Annotated in this window: 19 protein-coding genes; 2 read left to right on the forward strand and 17 right to left on the reverse strand. The window is 31.1% G+C overall.

The window, feature by feature from the left end:
• Window positions 1-80: 80 nt before the first annotated feature.
• The 4 genes from CLHOM_RS15230 to CLHOM_RS15245 form a co-directional block, all read right to left on the reverse strand.
• A complete protein-coding gene (locus tag CLHOM_RS15230) occupies window positions 81-3,707 on the reverse strand; it encodes a 5'-nucleotidase C-terminal domain-containing protein (protein WP_052222556.1) in 3,627 nt (1,208 codons plus the stop codon).
• A 309-nt stretch (window positions 3,708-4,016) separates the two neighbouring features.
• Window positions 4,017-5,084: a hypothetical protein gene (locus CLHOM_RS15235; protein ID WP_052222557.1), complete on the reverse strand. Its 1,068-nt coding sequence runs from the start codon at window positions 5,082-5,084 to the stop codon at window positions 4,017-4,019.
• A gap of 13 nt (window positions 5,085-5,097) precedes the next feature.
• Complete coding sequence (locus CLHOM_RS15240) at window positions 5,098-6,132, reverse strand: phosphodiester glycosidase family protein (RefSeq protein ID WP_052222558.1); 1,035 nt, start codon at window positions 6,130-6,132, stop codon at window positions 5,098-5,100.
• 170 nt (window positions 6,133-6,302) lie between these two features.
• Window positions 6,303-7,679, reverse strand: coding sequence for a PhoH family protein (locus tag CLHOM_RS15245; RefSeq protein WP_052222559.1), 1,377 nt, complete (start codon window positions 7,677-7,679; stop codon window positions 6,303-6,305).
• Between the two features lie 148 nt (window positions 7,680-7,827).
• On the opposite strand from CLHOM_RS15245, the gene perR reads away from it, so the two are divergent.
• The gene (gene perR / locus CLHOM_RS15250; protein WP_052222560.1) at window positions 7,828-8,262 is read left to right on the forward strand and encodes a transcriptional regulator PerR; all 435 of its coding nucleotides are present in this window, start codon (window positions 7,828-7,830) and stop codon (window positions 8,260-8,262) included.
• Window positions 8,263-8,337: 75 nt separating this feature from the next.
• Window positions 8,338-9,276: a hypothetical protein gene (locus CLHOM_RS15255; protein WP_052222561.1), complete on the forward strand. Its 939-nt coding sequence runs from the start codon at window positions 8,338-8,340 to the stop codon at window positions 9,274-9,276.
• A gap of 143 nt (window positions 9,277-9,419) precedes the next feature.
• On the opposite strand, the gene CLHOM_RS15260 is transcribed toward CLHOM_RS15255, so the two are convergent.
• The 13 genes from CLHOM_RS15260 to carB form a co-directional block, all read right to left on the reverse strand.
• Window positions 9,420-10,397: a helix-turn-helix transcriptional regulator gene (locus CLHOM_RS15260; RefSeq protein WP_052222562.1), complete on the reverse strand. Its 978-nt coding sequence runs from the start codon at window positions 10,395-10,397 to the stop codon at window positions 9,420-9,422.
• A 120-nt stretch (window positions 10,398-10,517) separates the two neighbouring features.
• On the reverse strand, window positions 10,518-11,039 hold the full coding sequence (locus tag CLHOM_RS15265; RefSeq protein ID WP_052222563.1) for a hypothetical protein: 522 nt from the start codon (window positions 11,037-11,039) through the stop codon (window positions 10,518-10,520).
• A gap of 57 nt (window positions 11,040-11,096) precedes the next feature.
• Entirely contained in the window at window positions 11,097-11,315 is a 219-nt protein-coding gene (locus CLHOM_RS18580; protein ID WP_052222564.1) for a hypothetical protein, read from the reverse strand.
• Window positions 11,316-11,354: 39 nt separating this feature from the next.
• On the reverse strand, window positions 11,355-11,873 hold the full coding sequence (locus CLHOM_RS15275) for a hypothetical protein (RefSeq protein ID WP_052222565.1): 519 nt from the start codon (window positions 11,871-11,873) through the stop codon (window positions 11,355-11,357).
• A 144-nt stretch (window positions 11,874-12,017) separates the two neighbouring features.
• Window positions 12,018-12,611, reverse strand: a complete 594-nt coding sequence (yihA, locus tag CLHOM_RS15280; protein ID WP_052222566.1) for a ribosome biogenesis GTP-binding protein YihA/YsxC — start codon at window positions 12,609-12,611, stop codon at window positions 12,018-12,020.
• Entirely contained in the window at window positions 12,601-14,934 is a 2,334-nt protein-coding gene (gene lon / locus CLHOM_RS15285) for an endopeptidase La (RefSeq protein ID WP_052222567.1), read from the reverse strand. Before lon ends, yihA begins: the two co-directional genes overlap by 11 nt.
• A 147-nt stretch (window positions 14,935-15,081) precedes the next feature.
• A complete protein-coding gene (lonB, locus tag CLHOM_RS15290; RefSeq protein ID WP_052222568.1) occupies window positions 15,082-16,758 on the reverse strand; it encodes an ATP-dependent protease LonB in 1,677 nt (558 codons plus the stop codon).
• A gap of 173 nt (window positions 16,759-16,931) precedes the next feature.
• On the reverse strand, window positions 16,932-18,224 hold the full coding sequence (gene clpX / locus CLHOM_RS15295; protein WP_052222569.1) for an ATP-dependent Clp protease ATP-binding subunit ClpX: 1,293 nt from the start codon (window positions 18,222-18,224) through the stop codon (window positions 16,932-16,934).
• A gap of 19 nt (window positions 18,225-18,243) precedes the next feature.
• Complete coding sequence (gene clpP, locus CLHOM_RS15300; protein WP_052222570.1) at window positions 18,244-18,828, reverse strand: ATP-dependent Clp endopeptidase proteolytic subunit ClpP; 585 nt, start codon at window positions 18,826-18,828, stop codon at window positions 18,244-18,246.
• A 134-nt stretch (window positions 18,829-18,962) separates the two neighbouring features.
• Complete coding sequence (gene tig, locus CLHOM_RS15305; protein ID WP_052222571.1) at window positions 18,963-20,255, reverse strand: trigger factor; 1,293 nt, start codon at window positions 20,253-20,255, stop codon at window positions 18,963-18,965.
• 151 nt (window positions 20,256-20,406) lie between these two features.
• The gene (locus CLHOM_RS15310) at window positions 20,407-21,189 is read right to left on the reverse strand and encodes a sugar phosphate isomerase/epimerase family protein (RefSeq protein ID WP_052222572.1); all 783 of its coding nucleotides are present in this window, start codon (window positions 21,187-21,189) and stop codon (window positions 20,407-20,409) included.
• A gap of 23 nt (window positions 21,190-21,212) precedes the next feature.
• The gene (locus CLHOM_RS15315; protein ID WP_052222573.1) at window positions 21,213-22,061 is read right to left on the reverse strand and encodes a hypothetical protein; all 849 of its coding nucleotides are present in this window, start codon (window positions 22,059-22,061) and stop codon (window positions 21,213-21,215) included.
• A 178-nt stretch (window positions 22,062-22,239) separates the two neighbouring features.
• On the reverse strand, window positions 22,240-25,428 hold the full coding sequence (gene carB, locus CLHOM_RS15320) for a carbamoyl-phosphate synthase (glutamine-hydrolyzing) large subunit (protein ID WP_052222574.1): 3,189 nt from the start codon (window positions 25,426-25,428) through the stop codon (window positions 22,240-22,242).
• Between the last annotated feature and the right edge of the window lie 16 nt (window positions 25,429-25,444).

Genomic DNA, 25,444 nt, shown 5'->3' on the forward strand with positions numbered 1-25,444 from the left:
TATGAAACAAATAATACATGTAATCTCATTTTCATGAAACTACATGTATTATATTCTTTTATTTTACTGTATATTTATGTCTAATTTGCAGGTATAATTAGTTCCTGTCCAACATAAATCATTTTTGGATTTTTAATATTATTTTTTTTAACTATCTTTGAATAATCTACTCCAAACTTATCTTCAATCTTCTTTAAAGTATCCCCTTTTACTACTACATAAACTGTATCCTTAGTTATTACTATCTTACCTGGTATCTGAAGCTTTTGACCTGGGAATATTAATTTAGGATTTTTAATTCCGTTTGCTTTAACAATTTCTTGAACACCTACATTATACCTGTCAGCGATTTTCTTTAAAGTGTCTCCATTATTTACTGTATAAAGGTTTGATAAAGTTACAACTGGTTTATTTTCTGTGTTTTTATCTTCTGTCTTCTTATCCTCTGTTGTAACCATTACTCTTCCGTCAGTCTTAATATCTACTGCTCCAAGCTTTTGAATATAGCTTATTAGTATTTCATCTAGAGAAGGATACTCAGCTAAAATCTTTCCTCCAGCAAGCATTGTATATCCGTCTCCCCCTACTGACATGAAGTCATTTGTAGCTAGCTTATAAACCTTATTTTTATCTATTGCTTTTCCATTTACCTTAACCTCTACTAATCTGCTGCCTGCTTTGTTATTAGGATTAAAGCTGTAGGTTATTCCAGCAACCTGTGGGAATCCACCCTTTTCTTTTGGATAATCAGAAATTCCAAGTTCTAAAGCAGCTAATATGTCTGAACCTTTTACTTCTTTTAAAACAACATAGTTTCCAAAAGGAAGTACAGTTATTACCTCCCCCTTTGTTATATCACCAACGTCTATAGATGCTCTTATTCCACCGCCATTAGTTAAAGCTATATCTGCCCCAGTGGCATCTAACATTGCATTTGTAATTAAATCGGCTAGATTTGTTTCCTTTGTTCTTACATTACCTCTTACTCCATCTAACTCTACTTTAGTATTTCCTATTACAGCAGAGGTAACCTTAGAATTTTCTTTATCTACTTCACTAACTATTGATAAAATATCCTTATCTTCAGAGATGTTTTTAGCTTGAGCTTTGCTAAATAATGTAGCTCTTATATTATCTAGCTTCCCATCCTTGAATAATAAGTTAACTTCTCCTAAGTTTTTATCATAATCACCTGTTTGTACAATTAGAGTCTTATTTACTAATTTTCCAGTTGGTAAAGTAGTATGGCTGTGACCATCCACAATTATATTTATTCCACTTACCTTTTCAGCAACTTCAATACTAGTATCTTCTCCGTTATCACCTAAGTGAGCTAGAGCAACAACAACATCACATTTTCCTTTTAACTCTTCTACCATCTTCTTCGCTGCCATAACTGGGTCTTGGAAGGTTAAACCTTCAACATTTTTAGGATTAGTTTTATAAGCAGTTTCAGGAGTTACTAAACCGAATATTCCAAATTTCACTCCATTAACTTCTTTTATAATATAAGGTTTGAAAACAGTGCTTCCATCTGCTTTTAATAAGTTTGCTGCTAACATAGGAAAATTTGTAATCTTAGATAACTCTAATAATCTATCTTGTCCGTAGTTAAAATCATGATTTCCTGGTGTCATAGCATCATAGCCAATTGAATTCATTATCTTAACTATACTTTCTCCCTTTGAAAGAGTAGCTATAGTTTGACCATGTAAAGTATCACCTGCATCAAGTACAAGTACGTTTTTAGTAGTTGCTCTTAATCTGTCTATTTCAGTAGATATTTTTGCAAAGCCCATTCCATCACTGCTTGATTCTTTTACTCTTGAATGGGTATCATTAGTATGAGCTATTGTAATTAAATCATATCCTTTTATATCATCACTTTTAATAGCTTTAACATTATCAGTTCTTCCATCAGCTGATTTAGGAAGCTGCATCTTTCCGGAGTTAACAAGCTCTGTTACTACTGCTCTCTTATACAAGTCCCAATTAGCCCCTACAATCTTCCAATTGTTATCTACTTGAGCAGTTATTGCACCAGCTTTAACATTCTTAATATAGTCTCCTATTAGTTCTCTTACAGATTTACCTCCTACCATATCTTTTTCTAAAAGCTTTGGTAAGTTTCCGTCTTTATATATTTCATTGTTCTTTTCACTTAATAAATGTGAAGTTGCTCTGTAGTTATTTACTGCAAGCTTCAAAACATCTGTATCTTTTATTAAAGTATCATCCATTTTTCTTAGATTAATAATTCTGTTTCCTGGTTCCTTAGTTACGTCTATCTCATATTTTACACCTGAGAACATATCATAGTTATATCCTCTAATGTTTTCATTAAAAGATAATGTCAAATCCCCTGGCTTAACTGTATTATAGAAATTAGCTGACCATTCCATATATTGTTTTAGTTGTTTACCAGTTACTTGTAGTAAGTAAAGAGTATTTGGATATTTATAAATTAATGATGTATCAGCTTTCTTAATTTTGCCTTCTTTAATATTAGCTGTAGTACTGAAAGCTGCAGCTGCTGCTACATCTGCCCCAGAATAATGCATCTGTACAGCGTTTATTAAATCAATCATTGCTGTGTCCTGTACTTGCGCTGTTGGTATTCCTTTTATTTCCTCTGCAGGAACTAAATCTCCGCCCTTAAGTTCACCAATAACAGCTTCAGCGTCTTTTAATGCTTTTTCGTGATATGGTTGAAGCTTTTTAACTAATTCTGCATCTTCTTTATAAACTACTTCTTTAGTTTTAGTATCTTTCATGTATACTAATGTTGATGTTAAGTCTTTTTCTTTATCTGCAACTACATATTTACCATTTATTTTAGTAAGCTTTATATTTATTTTTCCTAATGTTTGTCCTGCATTTAAGTTTTCTATAAATAATACATTATTTATTTTTTTACCTGGAGTAGCCATATGTCCATGGGCTCCAACAATAGCAGTCAATTCAGGACATGCCTTTGCTATTTCTTCTGCTCCTGAACCAGCTGTACCATACTCTCCTTGTTCAGCTAAATGCTCTACTGCAATTAATACATCTACTTTGTCCTTTACTTCTTTTATAACCTTTTGAGTCTCTTCAATTGGATTAGTAACCTTGTAATCTTTTAAGTTCTCTGAATCCCATCTTGTTATATTAGGATTTGTCATACCTATTATTCCAACTTTAATTCCATCTTTTGTTGTAACTATTTCATATGCTTTTCCTAAAGTTGTCCCATCTTTCTTAAAAACATTCCCCATTAATACTGGAGCTTTAAGTCCTTTTAAAACCTTTTCTAAAGTTGGAACCCCAAAATTAAATTCATGGTTTCCTGGGACAACTGCATCATAGCCCATTTCATTAAAGGCTGCAATCATTGGATGAATTTCCTCATTAAAAAATATATCTGATGAGTTGCCCTCTATTGTATCTCCAGCGTCTACTAATATAGTGTTGTTTGGATTATCACTTCTAAGTTTTTTAACTGCTGATGCTATTTGTGCGAGACTTCCTGAATCATCCTTAGAATTAGTTGCATAGTCATAAGCCATAAATTTTCCATGAGTATCACTTGTAGCAAGGATTTGTAATGTAATGCTACCACTAGTTGCTTCAGCAGCAAGTACTGATGATGGTGCAATCAATGAAAATATCATTGTAACCGCTACCATAAAGGATGTGAATTTTTTGCATTTGAAGTTTTTAAACAAATTTTTCCCTCCTCTTTTCTATATATTATTGCCTTTAATTAAATTTATATATTTAAATAAAGTAATTTATAATTAAATTATATAAATTTATCCATAAGATGTAAATATTTATTAGTAAATTTAAACACTTTATTACATTTGCATAATATTATTCCTTATAATATAACAATAGCCAAAATAACTTAACATTTAATTAAGATAAAACTGTTTTATATTTTAAATTAATATTCCTTTAAAATATAAAAAGGTTATCTTAAGATGCAATATTAAAATAAATTGTATCTTAAGATAACCTAAATAATGTTTAAACTATTTTAGTGCAGTTTCTAACAGCTTTTCATCACTTATTGAGGCTACTCCTCCATTATACATTTGAAGGAATATTCCTTTATATTTTGTCTGTTTCCCTGACTTTAATTCTGTTACAATACCCTTTAAATCATCATTAATATATACGTTTCCGTTTCTTGATATAAATATATCTTTCTTATTAACCGGCTCAGTTAAACTAAGAGCTTTCCACTGGCTTGAATCTTCATTTGTTGTGCCATAGTAAATATTTTTTATTTTAGTTGATCCTTGAGTTTCTTCAACCTGTCCTACATAAATATTATCATTGTCATCCACATCAATAAGAGCTAATTTGTCTACTCCTTCAATGCTTATAGGTTTTGTCTTTCCAGTAATGTACACTTTATTTTTTGTGTTAGCTTCGTAGGCTATTTTATCATCATTAGGTACTATTCTTATATCTCCAATAAAGTACACTTGAGTATCTACTTTATTTATTCTTTTCATTATATTAATGCTGTGAATAGTACTTCTTCCTCCACTTAAAGCAGTCTTTATATAAGTCATGTTTGTAAACGGAGATAACTGAATATCCTCCACTTCTGAGGTTTTTGATGTAACAAATGCAGTTTCATCTTCTTCTTTTGTTTCCAGCTTTGCTGCCATGTCTCTTTCAGCGTCATAAGAGTAAAATAGGAATTTTGCACTATTATTATATTCTTTCTTTGCCGATATCATTATAATATTTCTATCTGGAGCCCATTTAAAAAATGAAACTTTAAGCTTGTCCTCTAAATCTACTGTCTTTTCATCTCCTGTATATACGTCAACTACCTTAAATACATCATCCTTATAATAGGCTGCATAAGAACCATCAAAGGATAAAGCTACGTTCTTAGCTTCATTTGGAATTATTATATCCACATTCTTTTTTTCTCTCTCTTTTCCATCTTCAATTTTCTTGCTGACAATACTGCCGCTAACATCCTCTGATGCAAATAAATAATTATTAACATAGAATAATACTGCTACTTGCCCTATTATGGATATTAATATCCATATAATTATTCTCTTTATTGCTTTCATTTTTTACTCTCCTTTAAGGCTCAACATAAATAACTGATGGTATTGATCTTTCTCCAAGTGCATTATAAGGTTGATTAATTACCTTTCCATTATAATACATAGTAGTTGAAGAGCCCCCATCTAAATTACTTGCATTATAAGCTCCATTTTCATAGAGAACATCTTGTACCTCTTTTAAAGTTGCAGCTAACCTTTTTACTTGCACTCCATCCATAACTAACAATAAAATGCTTCCATCTTTTCTCTGTCCAATGGCTGTACGAGGAGCCTTACCCCATCCACCATCTCCGCTGGTAATTGTTTTTTGACCATTTACTATTAAGGCTGGGCCAAAGGATACTGCTTCAGTTACTTCTTTTTCTTTAAGCTCTGCTACAGTATGCTTACCTACTAAAAGAACGCCTTTTTTTGTAATAGCTACAATATCATCTTTCACATTATCATTTTTATAGTCATTAAAAACAATTTTGCCATTTGACATTATAATTCCTCTTGGTAATCCGCCATTTCCAGCCCATTGCTTTCCGTTAGCAGATTCGTCTGTAAAGCCTCCAGCATTAATTGCAGCTACAGCATTATTATTTTTTGCAATTTTACTGGTGGTTTCTCCAACCTTTCCAAGCTTGCTGCTATAGCCTACCCTCACACGTTTTGGATCCTTAACTACTAGCAAATACCCATTAAAAGTCTTGCCATCTATTTCATATCTTTCAATAGTATTGTCTCCACTATTTTTTATTTCTAAATCCTCTGAATTCATTTGTAAGTTTGGATCGATTTCTTCAATCTTACTCTTATTTAAAATTTCATTTATTTTCTCATCGGATAAGAAAGCTGTGGCAATCCATTGGTGAGTTAAGGTAGTCATAGCCGCACCAACCATTGTGCTTTTTGCATTTTCAAATGGCCCATAGTAAAGCATAAATGGTCCTGTAGCTCCAGTAAATATTATTTCAAAAACTAAAAATCCTATAAACAATTTTAGTGAAAATTTTCTCTTTTTTTTCTTTTTACCACTTCTACTATCTCTGGTACTTGTATTTCTCATAAAATTCCTCATCCCTTTTTTTATTAATCCACCTTATATTGTACAATAAATAGTCTTATTTTCAAATTAAATTTTTTGTTAACACAAGAATATTATTCATAAATATATAAAATAGTTTATAAACATCAAAAAAACGTCAAAATAAATTGACGTTTTTTGATATTTCTCGTTTAAAGCCTCTTAGAAGCATCATGGGCCAGTGGCGATCTTTCACATTCATCATATTTTAAGGTAACTTGATAGCATAGAGGACTCCCTTTCATTCTTTCTGATGCATAACAAAGTCCATTAGATCTATAATCTAGAAATGGCTGATCTATCTGCTCTGGGTCACCAATAAGTACTAATTTTGTCCCTTCTCCTACTCTGGTTGTAATTGCTTTTACTTGCTTAGGGGATAAATTTTGTGCTTCATCAATAATAATCCAATTTTTCACAATAGACCTTCCTCTTAAAAAACCTACTGCTTCTGTAGTTATAATTCTTCTATCAAATAATTCTCTAATTTTATCATTTAGTTCCTTTTCATTTCTATATCTTTCTTTTTCATCTGAGTCAATTAATATTTCCAAGTTATCTAAGACAGGTCTCATATAAGGAGCTATCTTCTCTTGCTCTGTTCCAGGAAGATACCCAATTTCCTCATCCATAGTTACATTTGGTCTACAAACTAGAATTCTTCTATATTGTCCACTATTATCTTCCATAATTTTATGAAGTCCAACGGCTAAGGAAAATAGTGTTTTTGCTGTTCCTGCGGGTCCCTTGATAATAGCTAAAGGAACTTCCTTTGCACTAGTAAATAAAGCTTCTAGCATAAATTTCTGTCCTAAATTTCTAGGACTTATTCCCATAGGATTCATTTCCTTATACAAAAGTGCAACTGCCTTTTCTCCGTCAAATTTTGCCAATGCGGTTTTTCTAGGATTGTCAAGGGAGTGAATTATCAAAAATTCATTTAAATATAATTTAGGAGTTAAATATTCTCCTGTTTCTTCTGAGTAAACTTTTATATCCTTTATTAATATATATTTGTTTTTATAAAAAAAATCTATATTTTCAGAAGTAGTATAGACTTCGCTTCTTCCCGTATATTGATCATCATATTCTGGAACAACTTTTTCATAGTAATCATCAACATCTATCCCAACAGTATCAGCTTTTATTCTCTCGAAAATATCTTTTGTTATTAAATGAACTTCTTGCCCAGCTTCCTTTAATCCTATGCAAACTTGAATAATTCTATTATCTGCCTTCATTTTATCCCAATAAGATGGAATGTTTGTATCATAATGATTCATCTCCACTCTAAGCTTCCCACCATTAGGTAATTCTATTCCTTCACAAAGATTTCCTTTCTTTCTAAACCCATCTATTAACCTAGCTGCAGTTCTTGCATTTGCTCCTAATTCCCCAGTATTTTTTTTAAGAGCATCTAATTCTTCAAGAACTACCTCTGGTATTACAACTATACCGTTATCAAAGCATAATATAGACCGCGGAGAATACAAAATTACATTAGTGTCTAATACATAAGTTTTTATCAAAACATAATTCCCCCTCTCTTTTACTATTATATTATGCTACTAATGCTATATATGTATTAAATAAAAAATGCATATTGTATTAAGAAGATTTGACAGCGGATAATTTTTATTATATAATAATGTATGATTAGTTTGAAGGGTGGTTTCTATGGACAATATCACAACAATTTTTAAAGAAAAAAAATTAAAATTAACACCACAGAGAATTGCAGTTTACATGTATCTACGTTCTACTAAAGAGCATCCATCAGCAGAAACTGTCTATAAAGCATTGCATAAAGATTATCCTACTATGAGTCTTGCAACAGTTTATAAAGCATTAAAAACTTTAGTTGAGGTAAATCTTGTTACTGAATTAAATGTAGGAGAGGGAAACTTCCGCTATGACGGTCAAACTGCTCCTCACCCACATATACAATGTATCTCTTGCGGAAAAGTTGATGACATTGAGGGTATATCTTTTGACGAACTTAACGATTCAATTAAAGATTATACTGATTTTCAAGTACTTTCAAATAAAATTTACTTTTATGGATTATGCAACGAATGTAAAGATCAATATAATTATGAGAATGGATATTAATCCCTTCTCTTTTTTTTATTTTATAAATATTTTTTTAGTTTCCTTCATAAATATAATTAACTGGAGGTGACTAATTTGAAGCTTAGAATTTTATTTTTAAGAAAAAAACATGTGTTTTACTTTTTTTTAGTGTTAGTTGTATTTACTTTTTTTATTATTTCACGCATTTCTATGAAGGATTCCTCTCCAATTTTTAAAGTTAGCTCATTTAATAAAGCAATAAAAGCAGATTTAACGGGAGATGGGAAGGGAGATGTTCTTTACATAAGTACAATTAATAAAGATAAATATGTTGTTCAGGTAAGTTCCCAAAAGGAAACATTTCCACTTGAACCTGAAAGTAAACTTCCTACACTAGGGACACATTCTGACTACTGGCCCATGAGGATTAAGTTGTATGATATATCAAGAGATAACTTCCCAGAAATTTTTATTCAATCTTCTGAGAACAATAAACCTATTCAGCATGTTTTTATATACAATAAGGGCAAATTTCTAGATATATTCTCCAGCAATAATAATCTCTTAGGTTTTTTAGATGTTACAAATAATAAAACTCCTAAATTTATTTCTGGGAAAATAGGAGAAACTAATTTTAATATTTCAAATTATATACTTATTCAAGGTAAATTTCAAAAATATGATTATAGTGTAACTGATACCTTCATGGGCAAAGATACTATTCAAAGCTTTATAAACATGATGACTAGTAAAGATAAGCAAAACTTAGAAATGAACAAGGACATTCTTGATTCAAAGCTATACTCAAATTTAAATTCCGCAATAAATAAGATAATGTCAGCAGATAAGAACTTTATTTTTCAAGATGCTATTTTTATGGATACTAAAAGTAACAGCAATGGAGATCCTACTGAAGTTCAATGGACTTTAAACTTTAAAGAAAATTTAATAAGTAATCCAGATGAATATAAAAACTTAACTATAAAAGTAACCTTGAGAATAAAATCTTCTCTAGAAGATAAGTATCAGTATAAAATATGTTCTATCAATTAAATAAATAAATAAAAATGGACCGCTTCTGCGGTCCGAATCAAAAGGGGGATGGGGGGTTTTAGCACTATCAAGAGGGTAACATTTTTTTATAAACTATTACTCCTCCACTGTACATTATATATGTTAACCTTTTTGAAGAAATTTTATTCACTTATCATAAAATCTTTTATGTATAACTTTGCCATACCTGCTATTTCTTTGTGTATATCATTTCTAAGTTCTTCTGGTTCTAATACTTCTACTTTAGTGCCAAAACCTAAAAGCCAACTTTTTATTTCTCCTAGTTCATTAACAAAGGTATGAAAAATTGTATTTCCATCGCTGGTTTTCTCTATTTGTTGATCCATTAACCATTTGCCTTCTTCTATAAATTCAGTGATGGCTTTATTAAACTTTACCTTTACTCTAATTTTCCCTTCTAAATGAAGATTCCTAAAACTTTTTAAATAATCTTTCAAGGAAAAGTTTCTAGGCTTAATAAAAATATCATTAGTAATTTTTAATTGTTTGATTCTACAAACGTCAAAAATTCTTTCTCTATTTGTGCTGTGACAATAGGCAATTAAATACCATATGCCATTCTTGCAAAAAATAGTATATGGATTAAGCTTTATCTCCACTTCACTATTTCTATTCATTGAAAAATACTTAATGCTAATTACTTTTCCTCTACTCATTGAATAATTTATCTTAGATATAATATCATTAAAATTCTCCAAATTACCTGCTTTTCTCATCTCAAAAGCTACATTTTCTTTAAAATCAAATAAGCTGTCATCTTCATTTAAAGAACATCCTTTAATTTTAACTATAGCTTTTTTTAATTCATCTGAGTAGAAGAAACCATTTTCCTTTGAAAGTATCTTTGATGCTAAAAGTAATGCCTGCATTTCTTCCATCTCAAGCTTAGGATATTTAATGTAAAAATCCTTATTTATATAGAATCCGCCATATCTTCCTTTTTTAGATTCCACTGGAATATTGGATAATTGTAGATTTTCTATATATCTATATATAGTTTTCTTGTCCACCTCTAGAATATCAGCTAGTTCTGCAGCTGTAGAAAATTCTTTATATTGCAGCATTAATAGTAGCTCTAATAAATGTGAAAATTTGGACATAAATCTTTCCCCCCAATATTAAACTAAATATTTTATCGTAGCTTTTTAAAAAATATTAATATTACTATTAATATTTTTTTAATTTAAATATAATTTTCATTAAACATTGGGGGTACTGATTTAAATTTTTCCTTCAATATAAAGTCCCACAATCCTATCTATTATTTGAGCTTTATCTGGAGTTACAAGTGACTTTAGCACATTCAGAAGAGCTACAATAGAGTCTCCGCTCTGTTGAGTGTTTGTATTATCATTTTCCCTATCATACTTTTGCTTAGTTTTATGTTTACTATCCTCTTCTTCATATTCTAAATCTTTGTAATTATTCATATTAATTATACTATTTAATTCATTAGCCTGGCTTAGTAACTGACTGATGTCTAAATTATTAAGTATACCTTCTTTAACTTCTCCTCCAATATCTTTTATTTTATCTTCATTTATCGAAGTATTTCCTTTATTCCCTAAGATACCAGATGCATTTAAAAGAGAGGTTATTTGATTAATATCTATATTCCCTAAGATTCCAGCTAAATTATTCATATTTCCATCAAAGCTGCTCCCATTTTCACATTGGCAGTTAGTTCCGCTTACACAATCATTTCTTCCTTCTCCTGTTTTTCTTCTCTTATGCTTTGACATTTTCTCACCTCTCTATTCCAAAATAGGAGGGCTAAAAGCCCTCCTTAGTTTTTAATATTAGCAAGCACAGATCCCTCTTGATCCAAATCCCTTACAGCAAAGTAAGAATAAGAATATTAGTATAGTAGCACTTTCAGCATCGATTATGCATGCTTTCTTTAGGATTAATAAGAATAATGCTAATCTGCATGGATCGAATCCACCGCATCCTGCTCCAGCATATGCGCCAGCAACTGGTCCAAATCCGCAACAACATTCTCTTGATCTTCTTGACATGATATACCCCCCTTTCTTGGGCCATGGTTTCAATGTAATTTATTCTTCTTCATCAGCATCTGTATAAACTAAATTATCCTCTGTATCTTTGGCATCATTACCACTGAAGTTGAATATGCTACCTGTAGAAGTATTTGCAGCTATAAAGTTTTTCTTACCAAATTGGATTATGAGTAAAATTATAATAATAAATATTATATTTCCATATCCTGATCCATATCGGTTCCCATAGCCACAACCATAGCCACAGCTACCAAATTGGTTTCCACAGCTACTACAACCACAAGAGCAATCACATCTTCTGTGATGTCTTCGATGCTTTCTCTTGCAACAGCAGCATGCATATTGTGGGGAATTAAAGTTCCCTCCCTTATTGCCGAATAGTAGTATTAAAGCTAAGATTAGAAGTATAGGAAATCTATTTCCTAAACCTAATCCAAGACCTTTACTTCCTAATAGGCCGGTGAGTTTACTTATATCGCCGAGCCCCTCTATGCCATTCCCACCTGTTAAATCGTTTATCCAAGCGCTAACACTTTCCATATTGTTAAAATCCACCTTACATCCCCCTTTCTGCCCATCCTGCTTTATCTTTTGTTTATAATATATACTATTCAGGACTATTTTAATTTGACACTAAAAGAAAAAAGTTAAAGTAATAAAAAGATAAGCGAATTCAAACACGTGAATTCGCTTATCTTTTTATTCTTCTACTATTATTCCATTTGTTATTACTTCTAGAAGTTCATCTTTTCCTTCTTTACTTAGTGAAGAAAAGAATAAAAACTTATCTTCTTCTGCTAGGTTTAAGGTTTCTAAAATTACTTTCTTATTTTTCTGATATTCACTTTTCTTTAATTTATCACTTTTTGTGGCTACCACTATTACTTCATATCCATAATGTTTTATCCACTGGTACATTAAGACATCATCTTTTGTAGGCTTATGTCTTGAATCAACCAGTAAGGTAATTCTCTTTAATTGAGTTCTGTCAATTAAATATTTTTCCATCATATGGCCCCATTTTTCTTGCTCACTTTTAGATACTTTAGCAAAACCATACCCTGGTAAATCCACAAAATAGAATTGATTATTTATTAGGAAAAAGTTTATTAATCTGGTTTTTCCAGGTGTTGAACTTGTTTTTGCAAGCTTTCTCCTATTAGTAATAGTGTTAATTAAAGAAGATTTCCCAGCATTGGATCTTCCTACAAAAGCAATTTCGATTCTATTATCTGTAGGATATTGATTAGGGCTTACAGCTGAGGTCATAAATTCAGAATTTTTAATTATCATTCTTACTATCCTCCACTAAAGCATTCTCAAGCACATCATCAATTTTTTCTGCTAATACAACCTTAATCTTTCCTAGAATAGACTTTGGTATTTTCCTCAAATCTTTTTCATTTGCTTTTGGAATTATAATAGTATCTATACCTGCTCTAAAGGCTGCCAAGGTCTTTTCCTTTAATCCTCCTATAGGAAGAACTCTTCCAGTAAGAGTTATTTCACCAGTCATAGCTACATTATGCTTTACTTTCCTATTGCTTAAGGCAGAAACCAAGCCAGTAATCATTGTAACTCCAGCAGAAGGACCATCCTTAGGAACTGCACCTTCTGGAGCATGAATGTGTATATCCTTTTCCTTATAAAAATCAGGGTTTATTCCATACTTTTCTGCATTAGCTCTTACATAACTATAACCAGCTTCTGCAGATTCCTTCATCACATCACCTAATTGACCTGTAAGCTGAAGTTTACCTTTTCCTTGCATTATAGTAACTTCAAGGGGGAGAGTATCTCCACCATATCCTGTCCAAGCCATTCCCATAACTACACCAACTTTATCAACCTTGCTTGCTTTATCAAAAGAAAATATTTCTGATCCTAAGTATTTTCTAATATGATTAGCCGTAATATTGACACTTTCTTTATTTTTTTCAAGGATTTCTGCAATTGATTTTCTTATAACAGAAGCTATTTTTCTTTCAAGATTTCTTACTCCAGATTCCCTTGTATAATCCTCAATAATTTTATATATAGAGGCATCTGAAAAAGTAATTTTGTCTTCACCTAAACCATGTTCTGTAAGCTCTTTCTTTATTAAATGCCTCTTAGCTATTTGAAACTTTTCCTCATATGTGTATCCAGACACTTCTATTATCTCCATTCTATCAAGCAAAGGTCTAGGTATAGTATCTAGACTATTTGCTGTAGTAATAAACATAACTTCTGAAAGGTCTAAATCTAACTCTAAATAATGATCCCTAAAGGTTTTGTTTTGTTCTGCATCTAGCACTTCAAGTAAAGCACTAGCTGGATCTCCTCTAAAATCACTATTTAACTTATCAATTTCATCCAATAAGAATAATGGATTCTTAGAACCAGCTTGTTTCATTCCATAGACTATTCTTCCAGGAATTGCTCCAACATAGGTTCTTCTATGTCCCCTTATTTCTGCTTCATCTCTAACTCCACCTAGAGACATTCTTACGAAGTTTCTATTTAATGCATTAGCAATAGATCTTCCTATAGATGTTTTACCAACCCCAGGAGGACCAACTAAGCATAATATAGGACCTTTTAAAGACTTGCTTATACTTTTTACTGCTAGAAATTCAATTATCCTATCCTTAACATCTTCCAATCCATAATGTTCATTTTCAAGTATTTCTCTAGCTCTTTTTATATCAAGATTATCATCAGTTTTCTTCGTCCATGGAATATCAAGAATCCAATCTAAATAGGTTCTAATTATGCCACCTTCTGAGGAATAAGCTCCAGTAGTTTTTAGTCTATTTAACTCATAGTTTGCTTTATCCTTTACCTCTTTAGGCAACTTTAATTTCTTTATTTTTTTTAGATATTCCTGAATTTCCTTTTTATTCTCATCCTCTTCTCCAAGTTCTTCTTGTATAGCCTTGAGTTGTTCTCTCAAAAAATATTCCTTTTGTGACTTGTCTATTTTGTTTTTTACTTTTAACCCAATTTTTCTTTCAATATTTAAAATTTCTATTTCATTTTTTAAGATTAGTAATAGCTTTTCAAGCCTAACATAAACATCATAAGCTTCAAGTAACTCTTGTTTCTTTTCTTCCTTTAAAATCAAATATGAACTCATAATATCAGCCATTCTTCCTGGCTCATCAATCTCATCTATATTTAAAAGCATTTCTGAGGAAACAGAATTAGATAGTCTGATATATTCATCAAAGGCATCTGACACCATTCTGATTAGAGCTTCACATTTATCCTTATCTTCACATTCTTTATCTTCTAGAATTTCAGTTTTTACTTTGAAGGAAGGTTCATTTTCAATATAGCTAACGAGTTTAGCTCTATTTTCACCTTCAACTAATACCCTAATTGTATCTCCAGGCAGCTTTAATATCTGTTTAATATTACATACTGTTCCTATATCATAAATATCTTTTTCCTCTGGCTCTTCTACTTTCGCTTCCTTTTGTCCAGCTAGAAAAATTTGCTGATTATTTACCATTGCTTCTTCAACTGCTAGAAGAGATTTTTCTCTCCCCACATCAAAATGTAATACCATATGAGGAAATATAGTAATACCTCTTAATGGAATTAAAGGAAGAACTTTATATTGTTTTTCCATGTGTTTCCCTCACTTCTAGTTTTAATATTGTTATCCCACAAAATTCATAAACATTTTATACTATGCTATTATACCTATAAACTAAATTTTTTTCAATTAGTTTAATATCTAGCCCTTCTACCAAAAGGTAAAAGGGCTAGATAAACTTTATATTGATTCCGCTGTTAAAACATCTGTATTTGGACTTGTAATTATTATAGATTCATTTTTATTTTCTTTCACAAGGGCTATTTCTAGCACTTCATTAATATTTGATACGGAAATTATTTTAATTTCATTTTCATCTTTAAATTTATCCTGCCAATTTTCCTTAGGTATAATTACTTTTTTTGCACCTGCTTTTTTAGCAGCAGATATTTTTGCATTAACTCCACCAATAGGCTTTACTCTTCCATGAAGAGATATCTCACCTGTCATGGCCACTTTACTGTCTACTGGTATTCCTGTAATAGCACTATAAACAGCAGTAACTATACTTATTCCAGCTGAAGGTCCATCAACAGGCATACCTCCTGGGAAATTTACATGAATATCATATTCGTCACAATTTATATTAAATAACTTTCCTAATACACTAACTACATTTTCAATAGAGCCTTTTGCTGTACTTTTTCTTTTAATCTTTTTATTACTACTACTTATCTCTTCTTCTTCAACTATACCAGTTACTACAATTTGCCCTTTTCTGTTTACGGCCATTTGAGAACTAGCCTCAATTTCCATTACAACTCCCATATTAGCTCCATAAACTGCAAGTCCGTTTACATATCCTACTTGAGGTTTTTCAGGAACATTCTTTTCTGGTCTTGGAGAATATTGCCCATTTTCTATAATCCACTCAATATCTTCTACTAATATTGTATCTCTTTCTTCATTTAAAGCTATTCCAGCACCCATTTGCACAAGTCCAACAGCATCTCTACCATTATTAGAATATTTACCAACAAGTTTTTTGGCTCTTTCCTCTATTTTGAAACCAATTTTATCTACACAGTTTTTAACTATAATCTCTATTTCTTCTTGTAATAATGGTCTAAAAAATACCTCTACACATCTTGATCTGATTGCTGCACATATTTCTTCTGGATTTCTTGTAGTAGCACCGATTAACCTGAAATCGGCTGGAAGTCCATTTTCAAAAACTTCTTTTATGTATTCTGGCATATTAGGATCTTCTGAATTATAATATGCACTATCTAAAATTACTTTTCTATCTTCCATAACCTTTAAGAGTTTATTCATCTCTACTGGATGTAGTTCCCCTATTTCATCTATAAAAAGTATCCCTCCATGTGCTTTTGTTACTGCTCCAGGTTTTGGTTGCGGTATTCCGGCACTTCCAAGAGCCCCTGCTCCCTGATAAATTGGGTCATGGACTGAGCCTATTAAAGGGTCAGCAATCCCCCTGTCATCAAATCTTACTGTTGTAGCATCAATTTCAACAAACTTAGCACCTTCCATAAACGGTGATATTTTTTTCTTTTTTGCATACTCTAGTACAAGCCTTGCAGCGGCAGTCTTACCAACTCCAGGTGGTCCATATATTATTACGTGCTGTGGATTTGGGCTACATATTGCTGCTTGGAGAGCTCTTATACCTTTCTCTTGACCAACTATTTCCTGGAATGAAGTAGGTCTCCCTTTTTCTGTGAGAGGTTCTGTTAGTTTTATGCTCCTCATCTTACTTAACTTTTCCATTTCTCTTCTATTTTCCCTAGCTACTACTGTCTTATGTCCTGTTTGCTCTTTTAACACATTAAAAAAATAAATTCCCATAATTATCGTAACGCCTAAACTTATAATACTTATTATTGAGCCTGACATTAAATTTCATCCCCTTGCTTATTTTATTTTCTCTTAGTATTCTGTTCAAAACAAGGAAATATAATACTTAGGATAAGCTAAGTTTTATGACATTATTGTTCTATAAAATATAATTTCTAAATTAAATAGGATAGAGCATTTTACTCTATCCTATTATTAAAACTATTCATTTATTATGCTGTTTCTATGCCTCTTTTTTTTCTTTTTCTTTTTTGTGGAGTTATAGGCTGCCTAACTCCTCCTTCAGCAAGTATAATTTCTGGCTGCTTGTTCTTTATAGTATCTTCATTTATACAAACCTTTTGAATTTCTTCTCTTGAAGGTATATCGAACATAATGTCTCTCATTATATCTTCAATTATAGCCCTCAAGCCTCTTGCACCAGTTTTTCTCTTTATAGCTTCTTCAGCAATAGCTATTAGAGCTTCATCTTTAAATTCAAGCTCAACATTATCCATTTGAAGCAGCTTTTGATATTGCTTTACAAGAGCATTCTTAGGTTCTTTTAATATTTTAACAAGAGCTTCCTTATCTAATGATTCAAGGGTTACAAGTATAGGAAGTCTTCCTACAAATTCTGGAATTAAACCAAACTTTAATAAATCTTGCGGAACGATTTCCTTAAGTAATTCTCCCATATCCTTTTCTTCTTTTGATTGAATTTCTGAGCCGAAGCCTAAGCTAGTTCTTCTTGTTCTCTTTTCAATAATTTTATCTATACCATCAAAGGCTCCTCCACAAATAAATAATATATTAGATGTATTTATTTGTATAAACTCTTGATGAGGATGCTTTCTTCCTCCCTGTGGTGGAACAGAAGCTACAGTTCCTTCAAGTATTTTAAGTAGAGCTTGTTGTACTCCTTCACCAGATACATCTCTTGTTATAGAAGGATTTTCTGACTTTCTAGCTATTTTGTCTATTTCATCGATATAGATTATTCCTCTTTCAGCTTTCTCAATATCATAATCAGAATTTTGTATAAGCTTTAAAAGTATGTTTTCAACATCTTCACCAACATAACCTGCTTCTGTTAATGTAGTAGCATCAGCAATTGCAAAAGGAACATTTAAAAGCCTTGCTAAAGTTTGGGCAAGTAACGTCTTTCCAGAACCAGTAGGTCCTAAAAATAGGATATTACTCTTTTGAAGTTCTACGTCATCCCCATCAACTACTGAATTTATTCTTTTATAATGATTATATACAGCCACTGCTAAAGCTTTTTTTGCTCCATCTTGACCAATCACATATTGATCTAAGTAATCTTTTATTTCAGTTGGCTTTGGAAGGGCACCAATATCAACTTGCGCTGTCTCATCAAATTCATCTGCTATTATCTCAGAACATAAGTCTATACATTCATCACATATATAAACTCCTGGACCTGCTATTAATCTTTTAACTTGTTCTTGACCCTTGCCACAAAAAGAACACTTTAATTGTTTTTTTTCATCATATTTGGTCATTACGACACCTCACTAAGGTTTATTTCTTTCTTGTTACAACGTCATCAATTAGACCATATTCTTTAGCTTCATATGCCTCCATGAAATAATCTCTCTCAACGTCTTTTTCAATTTGCTCTAAAGACTTTCCAGTTCTTTCACTAAGTATTTTATTTAAATTGTTTTTGATTTTCATAATTCTTTTAGCATGAATATCAATATCTGTTGCTTGACCTTTAAAGCCACCAAGAGGTTGATGTATCATTATTTCACTATTAGGTAGAGCAAATCTTTTTCCTTTAGCTCCTGAAGCTAAAAGAAATGCTCCCATAGAAGCTGCCATACCAACACAAATAGTTGATACATCTGGCTTTATATATTGCATTGTATCATATATAGCCATCCCAGCTGTTATTGAACCTCCAGGACTATTTATATATAAATAAATATCTTTATCAGGATCTTCTCCTTCTAAAAATAGTAACTGTGCAACAACAAGACTAGCTGTAACATCATTTACTTCTTCTCCTAAAAAAATTATTCTATCTTTTAATAATCTTGAATAAATATCGTAAGATCTTTCTCCTCTATTAGTTTGTTCAACTACTACTGGAACTAAACTCATTTTTCTCTCTCCTCCTTATAAATATATTCTTTATGATTATCGCCTATATTAAACATCATATTCATAAATATTATATATTTTATTGTAAAATTAATTGCCAGAAGATTTTCTGGCAATTATGTCTATTACTTATATTATGCTATCTCTTTGCTGTTTTCAACTAATAATTTTATTGCTTTTTCATTTACTATTTGTTTTGTTATGAATTCTCTTTGAGTTCCTAATATAGCATCAATTAATTTTTCTGGCTCTTTAGCTCCATATTGCGTAACCATTTCTAAAGCTTTATTCTTTATTTCTTCTTCTTCAGCAACTATATTTTCATCCTTAACAATCTTTTCAAGAACTAATTCAGTTTGAACTCTCTTTTCAGCTGTTTCTTTCATGTATTCTCTAACTTTTTCTTCTGTATTGTTAGTATATCTATAGTAAGCTTCAAGATCTAATCCTTGATATTTTAATCTCATTTCTAAATCTTGAATCATAGCATCTATTTCTTTATTTATCATAGCAGTTGGAATATCTACTTCAGCTTTTTCGCATACTGCTGCAATAACAGCTTCTTCGTATTCTGCTTTTTCACGAGCTTTGCTGCTTTCTTCTAACTTAGTCTTTATATCAGCCTTTAATTCATCTAAAGAATCAAACTCAGAAACTTCTTTAGCAAATTCATCATCTAATGCAGGAACTTCTTTAGTTTTAATTTCTTTAACTTTAACTTTGAAAACAGCAGGTTTGCCATTTAATTCTTCTCTTCCATAGTTTTCAGGGAAAGTTACATTAACTTCTTTTTCGTCTCCTACTTTTAAACCTACTAATTGATCTTCAAATGTATCTATAAAAGTGCCTGATCCTATTTCTAAAGAATAGTCTACTGCTTCTCCACCTTCAAAAGCAACTTCATTTACGAAACCTTTGAAGTCTATTATAGCTAAATCTCCTTTTTCAATTGTTCCTTCTTCTTTAGCCATAACTCTAGCATTCTTTTCTTGCATAGATTTTAGTTCTTTTTCTATGTCTTCATCATTTACAGTATATGTATTTTTCTTAACTTCTAATCCTTTATATTCATTAAGTTTTACTTCAGGCTTTACTGTAACTTCTGCAGTATATACAAAATCCTTATCAGAACCTATTTCAACTATATCTATTTTTGGATAATCTACCGGCATTAAATTATTTTCTTCTACAGCCTTTGGATATGTCTCCTCGCAGCAATAGTTTATTGCATCTTCATAAAATACGCCTTCGCCATAGTATCTAGTTATAATATTTAAAGGTGCTTTACCTTTTCTAAATCCAGGAATATTGAATCTTCCTGCATTTTTTTTATATGCCTTTTGTATAGCTTCATTAAACTTTGCTTTTTCAACTGTTATTTCTAATTTTACTACATTGTTTTCCACTTTCTCTATCTTGGTGTTCATTCTGTTTTTCCTCCCAATCACCGTAAGTACTTATTTTGACTTCATACATTATAACACACATTATAAATTATTTACAAATGAATATGTGCATTTTTTCATAATAAATATTATATACTAAAAAAATTATTACAACAACGATTTTATTGAATTTTTACAGATTCTTTGTAAGATATTCCCTACTTTCTATTAACTGATTATAACTTGTGTAATTATTGCTATAAACCTCAATTATACCCATTCCATCATAATTTATTCTTCTTAAACTATCATTTAGTTTTCCATAATCTACTTTACCTTCTCCAGGTAAAATACATGAATTATTCTCATCCACATCATTTATATGCAAATTAATAATATTTTCTCCCATAATTTCAATATACTCTTCCAGAGATACTGATGCTCTGTAGGCTTGCTTTATATCTAATGTGAAATTCAATTTATATTTACACTTTTCTATAAGAGTTTTAAGAAAATCAGGTCTTGAAGACATGCACCAGGATACATTCTCTTGAGAAAGGCTTATCCCTATTTCCGAGGAAATATATAAAAGTTCATCATAAATTTCTATTACTCTTGGAATTTTCATGAAATTTAAATCTACATTTCTTATCCCATGAAAAGTGTAGCTTTGTGCTCCAAGTGCTTTTCCTGCCTTACATACTTTTTTAAATAGCTTTATCATATCATCTCTTCTTCTCTTGTAGCTATCAAAAAGAAATGGTTCAAAAGAAGATGAAAAAGCATGAATTGAGTTTATAGAATATTCATGCTTAATTTTTTCCTCATTAAGCTTTTCAATAAAATTTTCTTCAAATTCACTGGGGCAATTTAAAAATAATTCCCCCTTATGAAAACCAAGTCCTTTCATTAAAGCTATTGTTTCTTCTAGATTAACATGCGGATAAAAACATGCAGATGAAATTCCTATTTCCAAATTTAAGACCATCCTTATCAGTGTTATTTTACTATTTTAACATTTCCATCAATTATTACTTCTAGCCCGTCTGAATAAAGCTTTCCATATTTAATATCAGCTCCAAATACCTCGCCTAAACCTCCATTTAAATTATGTTCATGAACCTTTGAACTTATAGTATACTTCCAAATATACTTGATGCTTCCTTTATTGAACCAAGGCAGTTGAGACTGATAAATAATATTATCTTCATTAATGAATTTGGGTAAGGCACACCAAATAAAACTAGTGTTAGTTTTTATTATACTATCCTTGCTAAAAACAGTTCCTTTAGAAGACATATATTCCTTTTTAGAAATATCATTTAAGGTACCATTTATATCAAATAAAATTAAGTTTTGAGTACCATTCTCTAATACAACAACCTGCTTTTTCGAAGGGCTTATATCATAAACTATTGTTTTTGGCGTTACTTCAATATAATTCTTTTCATTATTAATTGCACTGTATTTCAATTTTATTTCTTCCCCATTAGGAAGTTTAACAGTATATTCTCCAGTTTCTTCTTTTTTTACTTCTTCCTTCTGAACTACAGCATCAGAATTTTTGTTCTCAGAGTTATTACCGGTTTCTTCATTTTTAACTTTTGAATTATTATTGGAATCTTTATTAGTTTTATCTGTTGAATCTTTGTTCATCCTAGTTATTACTATGCCTTTTATTTTATTCATGCCTAGTTTAACATTAACCCCAATTTTAGAGCTAAAAGAAGCAATAACAATAGCTATTACAGCAACTATTAATACAATTAGAACTGCAATTCTTCTATTTCTCTTTCTTTTTCTCATCTTTTCATCATAATCTTTACTGAAAATACTTGGTTTAGGCATATTGTCTCCTCCTAAATAAGTTTCCAATTTATTTTATCCTATTATGCAGTTTATATAACAAGGGAATATTGATACCTTATATAATTATAATATACTTTATAATTCTTTCAAATACATTGTACAAAAAAGGCCAAAGATTATAAAATCTTTAGCCTTATCTGTAAAAGTTATATATTTTTTATTGGAAATATTCGTTTATAGGTAGATATTCTATATCTACATTTTCCTTTTCAACTTTAATAGCTTTTAAGAATATTTTTGCAGTATCTATGCATGTAAATACAGGAACTTTGTATTCTGCAGCTTTTCTTCTTATTTTAAATCCGCTAGTGATACAATTATTACCTTTGGTTGGAGTATTTATAATAAAGCCAACTTCACCCTTGCTTATAAGCTCAAATAATTTTACCATTCCTATAATTTCGCATTCTATATTTTGTTTCTTTAGTACTTCTCCAGTTCCTTTAGAAGCATATATTTTATATCCTTCTAAATAATATTGTTTAACTATTTCAGCTCCTTCTTCCTTGTCAACATCTTTTAAGGAAACATAAACTGAACCCTTTAAGTTAACATTTATTCCTGCAGCCTTAAAGCCTTTATATATGGCTTTATCTAAATCATGGTCTACTCCAAGCACCTCTCCTGTAGACTTCATTTCTGGTCCTAAATAAGTGTCTACATCAGCAAGCTTTTCATTAGAAAATACCGGTACTTTAACAGCATGCATCTTATGTTCTTTCATAAGACCTGTACCATACTCTAAATCCTTTAATTTATTTCCTAGCATAATTTGTACTGCAATATTTACCATAGGAACTCCAGTAACCTTACTTAGTATTGGAACTGTTCTTGATGCTCTTGGATTAACCTCAATTACATATACATCTTTTCCATCAAAAACATACTGTATGTTCACGAGTCCTTTTATTTTTAATGCTTTTGCAATTTTTTTAGTGTTTTCTACAAGTTTATTTATTGTTTCTTCACTTAACGTCATATAAGGGTATACTGTAATACTGTCACCAGAGTGAACCCCAGTTCTTTCTACATGTTCCATTATTCCTGGAATTAGTATGTCTTCTCCATCTGCTAAAGCATCTACTTCTATTTCTGTTCCCTTTACATATTTATCCACAATTATAGTGTGCTCATTACCTAAACTTACTGCTTCTCTCATATACTTTTCTAAAGCTACTTTATCGTAAATAACCTCCATAGCTCTTCCACCTATTACATAGGAAGGTCTTACAATAACCGGATAGCCTAGTTCTTCAACTACTTTAAAGGCTTCTTCTACATCCTTTACTGGACTTCCTGTTGGAGTTTTTACCTTTAATTCTCCTAATAACTGTCTAAACTTATCTCTATCTTCAGCTAAATCAATGGATTCAAAGCTTGTTCCTAGAATATTAACTCCTCTTTGGCTTAACTTTTCTCCGAGATTTATAGATGTTTGCCCTCCGAATTGTATTATAACTCCCTTAGGATTTTCTTTTCTTATTACATTCATTACATCATCAATAAACAATGATTCAAAATAAAGCTTATCTGAAGTATCAAAATCTGTACTTACTGTTTCAGGATTGTTATTTATCATTATTGATTCGTATCCAGCTTTATTAATAGCCCATGATCCATGAACACAACAGTAATCAAACTCTATACCTTGACCTATTCTTATAGGTCCAGACCCGATAACCATTATCTTTTCTTTATCTGTAACTACATTCTCATCTTCAGAATCATAGCAAGAATAGTAGTAAGGAGTTTTTGCTTCAAACTCACCGCTGCAAGTATCAACCATCTTATATACAGGGTATATATCCTTTAGGTTTTTAATTATTCCGATCTTTCTCACATCTACATTTGAAAGACTACTTATTTGATCATCTGTAAAGCCCATAGTACTTGCATCGCATATAAGCTCATTATCTATATTTTTGCTTTCCAATCTTTTTTCTATTTGAACAATGTTATTTATTTTATTTAAAAACCACTTATCTATTTTAGTCATTTCGTTAATTGAATCAACTGTAAAATCTCTTCTGAAAGCTTCACCTATAGCAAATATTCTCTCATCATCCTGCATTTTTATTTTAGAAATAAGCTGTTCCTCTGTTAATTCCTTTGCATTTTGAAGCTTTAAGCCCGTCATTTTTCCTTCTAAGCAAGTTATAGCTTTTATAAAGGCACTTTCAAAATTTCTATCTATTGCCATAACTTCACCTGTTGCCTTCATTTGAGTTCCTAGCCTTCTAGCCGCTGTATTGAACTTATCAAATGGCCATTTTGGCATTTTTACAACAACATAGTCTAAGGCTGGCTCAAAACAAGCACTAGAATTTTGAGTTACATAATTTTTAAGCTCATCTAAGCTGTATCCAATTGCAATCTTTGAAGCAATCTTTGCAATAGGATATCCTGCAGCCTTTGAAGCAAGAGCACTAGAACGGCTAACTCTTGGATTAACTTCTATTACTATATACCTTTTGCTAAATGGGTCTAAAGCAAATTGTATATTACATCCACCTTCGATTTTTAAATTTCTTATTATTTTAAGAGCAGAGTTTCTTAACATTTGATATTCTTTATCTGTTAAGGTTTGTGAAGGTGCAACAACTATACTGTCTCCTGTATGTACACCTACAGGATCTATATTTTCCATATTACATATTATAATACAATTATCTTTTTTATCTCTTATTACTTCGTATTCTAGTTCCTTCCACCCTGCAACGCTTTGTTCAAGAAGTATTTGATGTATTGGACTCAATGTAAGTCCAAGTTCGCATATCTCCATGTACTGCTCCATGGTTTCAGCAATTCCACCGCCGGTACCTCCTAAGGTATAAGCAGGTCTTATTATTATTGGTAAACCATTCTTTTCAACGAATTCCTTACATTGTTCTAGGTTTACTGCAATAGTGCTAATAGGAATCGGCTCATCAATTTCAAGCATTAGCTTTTTAAATTCTTCTCTGTCTTCTGCCTTTTTTATAGATTCGCTGTTTACTCCTAGAAGTTTAACACTAAATTTATCTAAGATTCCCTTTTCTTTTAGCTCCATTGCAATATTTAATGCTGTTTGACCACCGAAGCCTGCAAGTATTCCATCTGGTTTTTCTTTTTCTATTATTTTTTCAAGAACCTCTACTTTTAACGGCTCAATATATATCTTATCTGCCATATGCATATCTGTCATAATTGTAGCTGGATTACTATTAACTAGAATTGTTTCTATTCCCTCTTCCTTTATTGACTTACAAGCCTGAGTCCCTGAATAGTCAAATTCTGCTGCTTGACCAATTATAATAGGTCCTGAACCTAATATTAATACTCTTTTTAAACTTTTATCTAATGGCATAGCTTTACCCCCTAGC

It is taken from the genome of Clostridium homopropionicum DSM 5847 (genome assembly GCF_001263795.1).
Taxonomy (GTDB): Bacteria; Bacillota; Clostridia; order Clostridiales; family Clostridiaceae; genus Clostridium_H; species Clostridium_H homopropionicum.

Coding starts and splice junctions, on each gene's coding strand:
- CLHOM_RS15235 (WP_052222557.1), bottom strand. CDS start 5,084: ATGAAAGCAATAAAGAGAATAATTATATGGATATTAATATCCATAATA.
- CLHOM_RS15240 (WP_052222558.1), bottom strand. CDS start 6,132: ATGAGAAATACAAGTACCAGAGATAGTAGAAGTGGTAAAAAGAAAAAA.
- perR (WP_052222560.1), top strand. CDS start 7,828: ATGGACAATATCACAACAATTTTTAAAGAAAAAAAATTAAAATTAACA.
- CLHOM_RS15260 (WP_052222562.1), bottom strand. CDS start 10,397: ATGTCCAAATTTTCACATTTATTAGAGCTACTATTAATGCTGCAATAT.
- CLHOM_RS15265 (WP_052222563.1), bottom strand. CDS start 11,039: ATGTCAAAGCATAAGAGAAGAAAAACAGGAGAAGGAAGAAATGATTGT.
- CLHOM_RS18580 (WP_052222564.1), bottom strand. CDS start 11,315: ATGTCAAGAAGATCAAGAGAATGTTGTTGCGGATTTGGACCAGTTGCT.
- yihA (WP_052222566.1), bottom strand. CDS start 12,611: ATGATAATTAAAAATTCTGAATTTATGACCTCAGCTGTAAGCCCTAAT.
- lon (WP_052222567.1), bottom strand. CDS start 14,934: ATGGAAAAACAATATAAAGTTCTTCCTTTAATTCCATTAAGAGGTATT.
- lonB (WP_052222568.1), bottom strand. CDS start 16,758: ATGTCAGGCTCAATAATAAGTATTATAAGTTTAGGCGTTACGATAATT.
- clpX (WP_052222569.1), bottom strand. CDS start 18,224: ATGACCAAATATGATGAAAAAAAACAATTAAAGTGTTCTTTTTGTGGC.
- clpP (WP_052222570.1), bottom strand. CDS start 18,828: ATGAGTTTAGTTCCAGTAGTAGTTGAACAAACTAATAGAGGAGAAAGA.
- tig (WP_052222571.1), bottom strand. CDS start 20,255: ATGAACACCAAGATAGAGAAAGTGGAAAACAATGTAGTAAAATTAGAA.
- CLHOM_RS15315 (WP_052222573.1), bottom strand. CDS start 22,061: ATGCCTAAACCAAGTATTTTCAGTAAAGATTATGATGAAAAGATGAGA.
- carB (WP_052222574.1), bottom strand. CDS start 25,428: ATGCCATTAGATAAAAGTTTAAAAAGAGTATTAATATTAGGTTCAGGA.